The sequence below is a fragment of the Paracoccus sp. P2 genome (genome assembly GCF_046335115.1).
Classification (GTDB): domain Bacteria; phylum Pseudomonadota; class Alphaproteobacteria; order Rhodobacterales; family Rhodobacteraceae; genus Paracoccus; species Paracoccus pantotrophus.
The window spans coordinates 99,943-108,102 of the sequence record NZ_JBGOSN010000014.1 but is presented as its reverse complement, the minus strand read 5'-3'; the positions used below and the strand labels follow the sequence as shown (position 1 = coordinate 108,102).

General features: G+C 63.4%; 17 protein-coding genes. 5 read left to right on the top strand and 12 right to left on the bottom strand.

Going from position 1 to position 8,160, the window contains the following annotated elements:
* The 12 genes from ACDP63_RS11350 to ACDP63_RS11295 form a co-directional block, all read right to left on the bottom strand.
* A partial coding sequence (locus ACDP63_RS11350; RefSeq protein ID WP_409928075.1) for a hypothetical protein occupies window positions 1-256 on the bottom strand: 256 nt, incomplete at its 3' end.
* Entirely contained in the window at window positions 253-1,383 is a 1,131-nt protein-coding gene (locus ACDP63_RS11345; RefSeq protein ID WP_409928074.1) for a hypothetical protein, read from the bottom strand. The genes ACDP63_RS11350 and ACDP63_RS11345, both read right to left, overlap by 4 nt.
* The gene (locus tag ACDP63_RS11340) at window positions 1,373-1,930 is read right to left on the bottom strand and encodes a hypothetical protein (RefSeq protein WP_409928073.1); all 558 of its coding nucleotides are present in this window, start codon (window positions 1,928-1,930) and stop codon (window positions 1,373-1,375) included. The genes ACDP63_RS11345 and ACDP63_RS11340 overlap by 11 nt, the downstream gene beginning before the upstream one ends.
* Before the next feature lie 83 nt (window positions 1,931-2,013).
* Window positions 2,014-2,265: a DUF2312 domain-containing protein gene (locus tag ACDP63_RS11335; protein WP_409928072.1), complete on the bottom strand. Its 252-nt coding sequence runs from the start codon at window positions 2,263-2,265 to the stop codon at window positions 2,014-2,016.
* A gap of 100 nt (window positions 2,266-2,365) precedes the next feature.
* Entirely contained in the window at window positions 2,366-3,352 is a 987-nt protein-coding gene (locus ACDP63_RS11330) for a recombinase RecT (RefSeq protein WP_409928071.1), read from the bottom strand.
* A complete protein-coding gene (locus ACDP63_RS11325; RefSeq protein WP_409928070.1) occupies window positions 3,349-4,317 on the bottom strand; it encodes a YqaJ viral recombinase family protein in 969 nt (322 codons plus the stop codon). The genes ACDP63_RS11330 and ACDP63_RS11325 overlap by 4 nt, the downstream gene beginning before the upstream one ends.
* A gap of 98 nt (window positions 4,318-4,415) precedes the next feature.
* Window positions 4,416-4,721 (bottom strand): hypothetical protein, encoded by a 306-nt coding sequence (locus ACDP63_RS11320; protein WP_409928069.1) that lies wholly within the window; start codon window positions 4,719-4,721, stop codon window positions 4,416-4,418.
* The gene (locus tag ACDP63_RS11315; protein ID WP_409928068.1) at window positions 4,718-4,912 is read right to left on the bottom strand and encodes a hypothetical protein; all 195 of its coding nucleotides are present in this window, start codon (window positions 4,910-4,912) and stop codon (window positions 4,718-4,720) included. The genes ACDP63_RS11320 and ACDP63_RS11315 overlap by 4 nt, the downstream gene beginning before the upstream one ends.
* Window positions 4,913-5,260: 348 nt before the next feature.
* Window positions 5,261-5,854: a hypothetical protein gene (locus tag ACDP63_RS11310; protein WP_409928067.1), complete on the bottom strand. Its 594-nt coding sequence runs from the start codon at window positions 5,852-5,854 to the stop codon at window positions 5,261-5,263.
* 1 nt (window position 5,855) lies between these two features.
* On the bottom strand, window positions 5,856-6,101 hold the full coding sequence (locus tag ACDP63_RS11305; protein WP_409928066.1) for a hypothetical protein: 246 nt from the start codon (window positions 6,099-6,101) through the stop codon (window positions 5,856-5,858).
* A 3-nt stretch (window positions 6,102-6,104) separates the two neighbouring features.
* A complete protein-coding gene (locus ACDP63_RS11300) occupies window positions 6,105-6,329 on the bottom strand; it encodes a hypothetical protein (RefSeq protein WP_409928065.1) in 225 nt (74 codons plus the stop codon).
* Window positions 6,330-6,449: 120 nt separating this feature from the next.
* Window positions 6,450-6,836: a helix-turn-helix transcriptional regulator gene (locus ACDP63_RS11295; protein WP_409928064.1), complete on the bottom strand. Its 387-nt coding sequence runs from the start codon at window positions 6,834-6,836 to the stop codon at window positions 6,450-6,452.
* Window positions 6,837-6,921: 85 nt separating this feature from the next.
* Between ACDP63_RS11295 and ACDP63_RS11290 the strand changes: the two genes are divergently transcribed.
* The 5 genes from ACDP63_RS11290 to ACDP63_RS11270 all read left to right on the top strand — a co-directional run bounded on the left by ACDP63_RS11290 (window position 6,922) and on the right by ACDP63_RS11270 (window position 8,134).
* The gene (locus tag ACDP63_RS11290) at window positions 6,922-7,140 is read left to right on the top strand and encodes a carph-isopro domain-containing protein (RefSeq protein ID WP_409928063.1); all 219 of its coding nucleotides are present in this window, start codon (window positions 6,922-6,924) and stop codon (window positions 7,138-7,140) included.
* Window positions 7,141-7,253: 113 nt separating this feature from the next.
* Window positions 7,254-7,466: a hypothetical protein gene (locus ACDP63_RS11285; protein ID WP_409928062.1), complete on the top strand. Its 213-nt coding sequence runs from the start codon at window positions 7,254-7,256 to the stop codon at window positions 7,464-7,466.
* Window positions 7,463-7,597 (top strand): hypothetical protein, encoded by a 135-nt coding sequence (locus tag ACDP63_RS11280; RefSeq protein ID WP_323008508.1) that lies wholly within the window; start codon window positions 7,463-7,465, stop codon window positions 7,595-7,597. Before ACDP63_RS11285 ends, ACDP63_RS11280 begins: the two co-directional genes overlap by 4 nt.
* Entirely contained in the window at window positions 7,590-7,910 is a 321-nt protein-coding gene (locus tag ACDP63_RS11275; RefSeq protein ID WP_409928061.1) for a hypothetical protein, read from the top strand. The genes ACDP63_RS11280 and ACDP63_RS11275 overlap by 8 nt, the downstream gene beginning before the upstream one ends.
* On the top strand, window positions 7,910-8,134 hold the full coding sequence (locus ACDP63_RS11270) for a hypothetical protein (protein WP_409928060.1): 225 nt from the start codon (window positions 7,910-7,912) through the stop codon (window positions 8,132-8,134). The genes ACDP63_RS11275 and ACDP63_RS11270 overlap by 1 nt, the downstream gene beginning before the upstream one ends.
* The last annotated feature ends 26 nt before the right edge of the window (window positions 8,135-8,160 follow it).

Below are 8,160 nucleotides of genomic sequence, written 5' to 3'. Positions count from 1 at the left end.
TTTCGTCACCGTGCTGAGATTGATAATGCCCACCGTCTCGATGTATAACCGCGAGCAACTCCCCGAGCCACTTAGCATTTGCGTCGCGCGCGGCTTCGGCTTTATTGGCGCGTTCCAGAACCGCTTCTGTGGTTTTCTTGGACAAGTCCAACAGAAGCGTCAGCCGCTCGATTTCGGCACGGGCTTCGGCGAGGTCTGCCTTGAGTTTGCGGTTTTTCGCGCGCTGACCTTCAAGCTCATATTCGAGGGCGCTCATTGGTCCGATCCTTTCAGGGCGCGCAGGGCGGCTTTCAGGATTAACTGGCGCCCTGTCATCGCCATGGCCCACTCATCCTGCTCCGCAACGGAAACCATGTCGCTAAGCGCCCCCTCCAACACCCTGACCCGCTCGGATAGTGCGGCGAGCTTCAGCGCCTCCGCGACCGTCTCGCTGGGCTGGGGCGGGTGGGCGCTGGACGGGGTGGCGTAGAGGGGTCGCAGCTCCATACCAACAGCACGGGCCGTTTTCGGCATCTCGACATACCGCCAAGTGTCGTCGCTGCCCTTGGCCTGCCACGCCACCGGCACCGCCTCCCCCTCGGGCTGCGGGACGATGTTTTTCGCTTCGCCGTCCAGCACGATCCGATCGCCGCGCTGATGCAGCATCATGGCGATGTTGCCCACGTCCAGCGGGTCGCCCTTCCAAAGGTGCTGCACGAGCATGTAGGTCAGGTCTTCGGCGCTGCATTCGTCTTTGCGTTCCCAGCCGCCACGGCCTTCGGCGCGCTTCTTCGCCAGCTTGGCTTTCATGGCGGCGGCAAAGCGGTCCACGGCCAGATCGTCGTGGTGCCCCTCGGGCTGCGGGGCTGGCGTCAGGGCGGAGAGGATGCGGCGCTCGTAATCGGCCTGCGCGGCGGCTTTGGCGGCTTCGAGGTCATCAAACTCTTGCGCGTCTTCGACTTCCGCGTCGCCGGGCATCCACCAGAATCCGACCTCATAGCGTATGTAATACTGGCAGGGCTCAATGCCGTGCCCAAGGACCGCAGTCGGGTCAACTTGCTCCCACTCCAGCGCCCGCACCTGCTGGCCCGAGGCGCAGAGGTCGGCGCGAATATAGGTGGCGGCGAATATGTCGGGCTTGCATGGATAGTGCTCGCCTTTCACGCCGCGAATGATCCAGTCTCCCGGTAGGGCTTCCATCGTCCCTTCCAAGGTCAGGATCTTGAACGCGCCCCTGTCAACATGGACGTGAGCCTCGTAATCCTCGAACGACTTGAACCACTCTTCCCAGCGCGGGTGCTTCCCGGTAAAGTCCAGAACCTCGCGCAGATTGACGCCGGTATATTGGATGGCCTCGACGGTCACGGGCTTTTTCGTGAAGCGCTGTGCTTTTTCACTCGGCATCGCAGCCTCCTTCGGCTTCGGTGGTGGCGGGCTTCCAGCCGGTCGGCTGCATGCTGGTCAGGCCGTCAGCATTGCTCGCCCAGCAGGCCCCATCGGACCAGCACGGCGGATGCTCGCCCTCGTTCATGGCCTGCCATTGGGCGCAATCTTGGCCGTTCTCATCCATCGCCGCGTTTCCTCTCAACACGGCCGGAAACGTCATTTGCCCGACCTTGACGATAACCGGCGTATGAAAAGGCGCGCTGCTGATCGGCCGCCACGCCTCTGCCTTGCGGTGGGCGAGGACTTCGCGGATCAGGGCGGGGACGAGAGCGATGGCGCGGGCGTTGGCACGGCGCTCGGGATGATCGCCCCAGATGCCCGCTTCATCCAGCCCGGCGTTGTCGGACTCGCCATGGTAGAGCGTGGCAATTTCGTGGTCCATAAATTCGCGCCGCGCTGATACATACGCGCAGGCGTTCTGCGGATGCGTTTCGTGCGCATACCACTCTCCCGGCGTGATGCTCGCCGCCAGCCGCTCAAGCTCTGCCGTGTCGATGGGGGTCATTCTGCGACCTCCACCAGCTTGCCGCCGACGCAGATGCCGCGAATTGTCTTGCTCATGCTACGGGTTCCTTGTGCTAGGGCCGGTCAGGCCATGCCGAGGGCGGATTTGTAGAGGTCAAGGATCGCCTCTTGCTCGGCCACCTGGTCCTTGTCCTTTCGGCGCAGGGCGACGATCTGGCGCAGAGCGGCGCCGTCGTAGCCGCGGCCCTTGCTCTCGGCGTAGACCTCTTTGATCTGCTCCGCGATGTCCCGCTTCTCGGCTTCCAGCTGCTCGATCCGCTCCACGAACTGACGCAGTTCGTCGGCGGCGACGGTATAGGTGTCGTTGTCCTGCATGGTTGGCTCCTCTCTGGAAAAGCCCCGGCTGGCGATGGCGAACAGGCCAGCCGGGGAGTTGGCCGCGCCCGGCGATTGGAGCGCGGCGGCAGGGTTCAGGCTATCCGCGCAGGCGGGCGATCATCGCCTCGGCCGCGCCGGAGTCCTTGGCGCGCAGGCCGTCGATCTGCTCGGCATAGGTTTCCAGCACGGCGTCGAGGTCTGCGCCGGCATCCAGTTCGGCTGCCAGCAGGCTTTCGATCCGGTCCAGATCCGACGCGCGCAGTTCTGCCAGGCGGTCGGCATAGGCGCGGCGGGCCTGATCCTTGTCTGCGTCTGGAAGCTTGCCGCAGTCTGCGCCGACTTCGTTCAGCGCAGCTTCGGTCGCGGCGGCGCCGATTTTTTCAAGCACCTCGTTCAGTGACGGCCCCTCGGCCTTGGCCTTCTTCGCCGACACTTTCGCCCGGACTTTTTCAGCGGTGCTGACTGGGGCGTCATCGGGCGTCACGTCGCGCATCACCGGCGTGTCGCGGGCTTCCTCGGCGATTGCCACGCCGCGCAGCACATCGGCGAAACCGTCGCGCAGGGCGAAAGCGCGGGCGCGCAGCTGGAGCATCCGCTTCGGGTATTGCTTCCACGGCCCGTCCTTGCGGCTAAGCCCGGCGCGGTCGGCATCCTCCATGGTGAAGGTGCGGCTGATCGGCTGGGCGTGCCCGCGGCGGCGCAGGGTGCAGGTCGCAACCTTCCCGTCGTCGCTGATTTCCTCGTGGATGCTATCCAGAAGGCCCGAGCCCTGCACCAGCCCAAGCATCGCATCGCCCCAGATCGAAGGCCGGCCGTTGATGACGGCGATGGACTGCATGGCCTGGAGGGGCTGGAGCCCAAGCTCGGCTCCCCACTGGCACGCGATAAGCACGTTGCCAGGCCGGCCCTGGAAGTCTTTCGGGACGATGGACGAGTCTGCCAGGATTTTGGCCATCTCCATCGCCTCCCCGAGGTTGGCCGGGGTGAGGAATCCCAATGCGGGTCGGTCCTGCGGCGCGACCGCGGCGCCTTCCGGCTGCACGGCAACGGCCGTGGCGGGCTTCGTCATGGTGTTCACGATCATTCCTTTCTGGATTTGATGCGCAAGACGCGCGAGCTGCTGGTCTTGCTGTAGAGGTCGGCGATGCCGGGGTGGTCGGCCTGCAGCGCCTTGGCATCGATGCGCGTGGCGCTCTGGGTTTTCAGCGTGGCGATGGGCGTGCCCATATCGGTCAGGATTTCGGCATCCTGCGCCTCGGCCATGATCTGGAGCTTCAAGGCTTCCTCGCGCTCGGCCAGCGCCTTGGCCTGCTGCTTGATCGCGTCCAGTTCCTCGATGGCGCGGACAGTCGGGATCGAGGCGACGGCCGTTTTCCCGGCAACGTGCTGGGGCCAGCGCGCCTGCGCGTCGGCGAGCGTCTGCGGATCGGGCGCCACGCCGTCCTGCACCAGTTTCCAGAATGCCTCGGCCTCGGACATCATGTCGGAGAACAGATCGGGCATGGCCTCGATGGTATAGGTCCGGTAATCCGATCCCCCGATCAGCACCGCCACATCGGCGTAGCGGGCGCCGGTGATGCCGAGATACCACTGGCACTGGCAGAGATAGGACTCCGGCACCTGGTCACTGCCGGGCTCGCCCCACAGGTTCGCCGCAAAACCATTGGCGGTCTTGCATTCGAGGATGCGATCGGTGGTCAGGCGCCCATCCTTCCACCAGACGCGGCCAGCGATATCCGGGTTGACCACGGCGCGGTCGATGTTCGCCACGGCAAAATCGCGTTCGGGGTGGATCAGCTGGGCATTGACGCGCTGGACCTTGCTGCCGGTGCGCTGGCCGTATTCCTTGGCCACCACATCCTCCAGCACCGAGCCCCAATAGAGCCAGGGCTTATCGCTCTCGTCCTCGGCAGGCGCTTCGCCGCGCTTGTCGAGCCACACGTCATAGGCCGTCTTGTATTTCGACAGGCCGAGGATGGCGGCGATGTCGCTGCCGCCTATCCCGGCGCGCCTGCGGCGCAGGAATTCGTCCCGTGCAATCTGGCTCATCTTCAACCTCGTTTGAAACTGTCGCCCCTGCGGCCAGGGAGGAGGAGCGCCGCAGGGGCAGGGCGGCCAGCAGGGAGGAGGGCGCCGGCCGGTTCGGGTTATTCTTCGTCCAGCCGGTCGGCGCGCAGACGCTCCAGCCGGGTCACGGTCATGGGGTTCAGCAGCTTCATCGCCATGTCGCGGGGCAGGTTCACCGACCAGAGGTCATCCCCCACGCCGCCGGTGACACGGATCGCGATCAGCGCGCTGTGGCAGCCGTAGCCGCTCACCTCGTCGTCGAAGAACGCCTCGCAGCACTCGCCGCGCTCGTTCTCCGGGTCGGTTTCCTCGGCCCACACGTCCGAGATGTCCTCGCTGCCGCTGTGCGGCGGGATGCGGTAGGGCTCGAACTGGAACGCCATCACCAGCCCCCATCCGCACGGGCCGCGCAGTCCCAGCCGTTCAGCCCGGCGCAGGCGGCGGGCCGCTGCGTCGCGGCTTCGATGAGGTGCTTGGCGAACGGGACGCCGAAGACGACGGCCGATGCCCAGAAGGCGACGACCAGGCACGCAATCGTGCCCCAGACGACGCAGTTCTCGATGTTCAGGCGTGACATGGGATGCTCCATCTGCTGGCGCGGTGGGGTGCGCCGTTGAGATGAAGTGTGCGCACAATGCGCCCAATGCGTCAAGCGTAAAAAGCGCACATCGGGCGCTTAAAGCGCACAAATCTGTAGCGCGCGCCGAATCACCGGGCTATCCTGCCCCTGCCGGCGCGGGGCGGCCGCGCATGAAAAAGCCCGCGCGAGGCGGGCGAAGGGGTTGGATGGCAGAAGAACTGCGCTACATTGAAGTCACAGACGGGATGATTGAGGCTGGACTTGACCGGCTATATGACTGCGATATCCTGAGAGACGACCACAGAAATTTGGTGCGCAGCATCTACTGTCAGATGGTTCTCCAGGCTATTCATGAAGGGCGGTCAACTCTTCGAGCATTGTCCGAAGATATGTCTGCACGAGCTTAGAGAGCAGTAACGGATCAGTGGATGACAACGGCTTGCCTAAATGCTCTGTCGGAACCGGGAAGGATGTTCCTTTATCAATTACATCAACCAGATACATCCGCGCTGGCGCATGATATCCGGTGATTGGCCGTCCGTCATTCGACCTCACGGTTCCGGTTGGGATTCCTCGATGGTCGAATGACAGGTTTATGGTCATGGACTCACTTGCGCCCATTCCCGGAATGCCGAGAAGTAATGTGCCCGAGTCCCATTTTTGGGACCCTTCCAGTCCATGTGTTTCGGCGTTCCTGGCGTGGTGCATGTAGGCGAGCAGGGGATCAGTTCGTCTGGCGTGGACCTTTCCCTCAAACCAACGTCCTGATTTACTTTCTGATTTCGAGATTGCCTTGCATTTTTCAAAGAAACTATAGTACGCGTTAAGTACCCCGATCCATGCGGCCTCCAGCTCATCGGGGCTTCCAGCCCTCTCAATCTCAGTGACGCGCTGATCTAACACTTTAATTGCTTGCCTTACTGGTTGAATATCACTCATTTTACTCACCCCTAGTTTCCGCCTCGCCCCTCAACCTTTCCGCAACCTTCCGCGCGATGATGCCCGTAATCCGGCTACGTCGCCGCCCATCCGCGACCGCCTGATACTCCCGCGCGATCAGCAGCATCTGCCCTGGCGTCGCGCCCATGGCCTGGATCGTCGTCACCACCATCGCCGCAGCCGCGTCCTGGGTAGCGGCGACCTCGGCCTTGAGGGCGGTTATGCGGGCGGATGTGTCGCGGGTCATGGATCAGCCGAAAATTGAGTAAATCCAAGCCGGCCACCCGAAGATCAGCGCGAATGCGCCGACCGGGGCGCTGATCAGGATCGTCGGCCCGAGAACGCCAATCAGGAACATGAAAAAGCTGCCTATCCTCAGCGAGGTATAGATCCAGTAGATGTCTCCTATGGCTAAAAGGATTGCCAGAGCAAGCAAGGCGCCTGTCCCAAAGCCATCGACAAACTTTTTCACCATGGCCTCACCTATCCTTTTCTACATGTCGCCGGTGGCGGATTCTTGCTTAACGTGTTCTTTGTTTGTTCCATAAGTTCGCAGGGGAGAGAATGAGTAAAAGGGTGAATTTTGGGGCGCGGGTCATTGCCCTGCCTCCGTCGTATCGGCGTCGCGTGCTGGATTTTCTCTCTCGTGAAGAGCTTCTTGATCGGCAAGATACTGAAGAACCCTCTGACGACGATCCGCAGGAAGCTTCGATAGGCGTGCGTCGAGGCTCTCCTCGCTGGGCACGTCAGATACACCGGCCAAGGCGAGAACCGCATCCCTGGGCACGCCATCCGGTTCCAAGGCGTCGGCAAACCTCTCGGCCCAGTGCATCGGAAGGTAGGGATCCTTGAAGCGGTTCGGGTTCTCATAGTGTGTGTAGCTGTTCGGGGAGATGCCTAGTCTTCTGGCCATTTCCCGCACGCCGACCTTCGCGCCCTCGCGTAGCGCACGGAGCGCATATGTAACCTGCTGATCACTCATGCTTGTTGCATCGCATGAGAACGCTGGCCGCGTCTGTGCGCAATATGCGCTTGAATAATGGGCGCAAATAGCGCACATTGCGCCCATGAGCTACGCACAAACCATAATCGAGAAGTTCGGAGGAATCCGCGCCACGGCCGCCGCGCTGGGGCGGGCGCCCTCGACGGTTCGGGGCTGGAAGGTCCGCGGGACGATTCCAGACGCAGAGAAGCCGGTGGTGCTGGATGCTGCGCTGCGAAGGGGATTGCCCCTGTCGCGCGACGACTTCTGGCCCGCCCAAACTCCCGAGGAGGCGACGCGATGACCGCTGCCGCCCCCTCTTTCTCGTCTGCTGTTTCTGTCGGGTCTGCACATCCCGATAGCAGCACAGGATTTCAGAGCATGTCTCCCGGAAAGTTTTCTCCGAAGCGGAAGGCCATGACCTATCGCCAGCATTTTGCGGCGTCCTGGTCGTCGTTCATCCGCGAGTGCTTCGACAGCCCCGAACACGCCGCGATGGTGTTCGGCGTCGATGCCTCGACCTCGCGCAAGTGGTGGGAGGGCAGCCACGCGCCGTCCGGCTTCGCGGTTGGCTATGCCTTCGCGATGAACCCCGACGCGGCGGCGCACCATCTCGCAGGTGACGCATGAGACGGCTGCGCATCCGCCTGGTCGTCGTGGAGATCGTCGCGGCAACTCACGTCCGCGCCTTCGGGCGCTGGTGGCAGGCTTCGGCCCGCCATCGTTTGGGAAAACTTTCCGGGGAACTCTCTGATGACTGACCGATCACCCCAAAAATTCCAGATCACCGTCGAGACGGCGGCCGGCGGGCGCATCAGCCACGTCATCCGGGCATCGGACAAGAAAGCCGCGATGGCGCGGGCAGTGACCCCCTATCCCGGCGCGATGGTCGTCCGGGTCGAGGAACTGGCCCAGGCCCAGGCGGAGCCGAAGGTGGCGCGGCTCAAGCCCGCCGACCGGGCGCGGCGCGAGATGGTCGGCATCCTGCGAGGGCAGGGCTATTCGCTGGCCGACATCGCCGAGGCGCTCAACATCTCCGTGGATCGGGCGCTGACGCTGCTGGAGGCGGCGTGATGGCGTTCAATGCGTGTGGACGGCGCGACGATGAGCGCCTGTTGGATATTCTTCGCCGCGCTCGCAACGGAGAGTCTCTTGGGCAGATAGCCGTATCGCTGGGTGTGACGAAGGAAAGCGTGCGGGTTGCCGCGCGGCGGGTAGCGGTGGCCGATCTGGCGGAAAGTGGTGAGATGACCCCCGCCGAGATGCGTGCAGAGTATCCGTGGAGGGCGGCGCAATGACCGCCTCCGTCCGCGTCGAGGATGGC

Coding starts and splice junctions, on each gene's coding strand:
- ACDP63_RS11345 (WP_409928074.1), bottom strand. CDS start 1,383: ATGCCGAGTGAAAAAGCACAGCGCTTCACGAAAAAGCCCGTGACCGTC.
- ACDP63_RS11340 (WP_409928073.1), bottom strand. CDS start 1,930: ATGACCCCCATCGACACGGCAGAGCTTGAGCGGCTGGCGGCGAGCATC.
- ACDP63_RS11335 (WP_409928072.1), bottom strand. CDS start 2,265: ATGCAGGACAACGACACCTATACCGTCGCCGCCGACGAACTGCGTCAG.
- ACDP63_RS11330 (WP_409928071.1), bottom strand. CDS start 3,352: ATGATCGTGAACACCATGACGAAGCCCGCCACGGCCGTTGCCGTGCAG.
- ACDP63_RS11325 (WP_409928070.1), bottom strand. CDS start 4,317: ATGAGCCAGATTGCACGGGACGAATTCCTGCGCCGCAGGCGCGCCGGG.
- ACDP63_RS11315 (WP_409928068.1), bottom strand. CDS start 4,912: ATGTCACGCCTGAACATCGAGAACTGCGTCGTCTGGGGCACGATTGCG.
- ACDP63_RS11310 (WP_409928067.1), bottom strand. CDS start 5,854: ATGAGTGATATTCAACCAGTAAGGCAAGCAATTAAAGTGTTAGATCAG.
- ACDP63_RS11305 (WP_409928066.1), bottom strand. CDS start 6,101: ATGACCCGCGACACATCCGCCCGCATAACCGCCCTCAAGGCCGAGGTC.
- ACDP63_RS11300 (WP_409928065.1), bottom strand. CDS start 6,329: ATGGTGAAAAAGTTTGTCGATGGCTTTGGGACAGGCGCCTTGCTTGCT.
- ACDP63_RS11295 (WP_409928064.1), bottom strand. CDS start 6,836: ATGAGTGATCAGCAGGTTACATATGCGCTCCGTGCGCTACGCGAGGGC.
- ACDP63_RS11290 (WP_409928063.1), top strand. CDS start 6,922: ATGAGCTACGCACAAACCATAATCGAGAAGTTCGGAGGAATCCGCGCC.
- ACDP63_RS11285 (WP_409928062.1), top strand. CDS start 7,254: ATGACCTATCGCCAGCATTTTGCGGCGTCCTGGTCGTCGTTCATCCGC.
- ACDP63_RS11280 (WP_323008508.1), top strand. CDS start 7,463: ATGAGACGGCTGCGCATCCGCCTGGTCGTCGTGGAGATCGTCGCGGCA.
- ACDP63_RS11275 (WP_409928061.1), top strand. CDS start 7,590: ATGACTGACCGATCACCCCAAAAATTCCAGATCACCGTCGAGACGGCG.
- ACDP63_RS11270 (WP_409928060.1), top strand. CDS start 7,910: ATGGCGTTCAATGCGTGTGGACGGCGCGACGATGAGCGCCTGTTGGAT.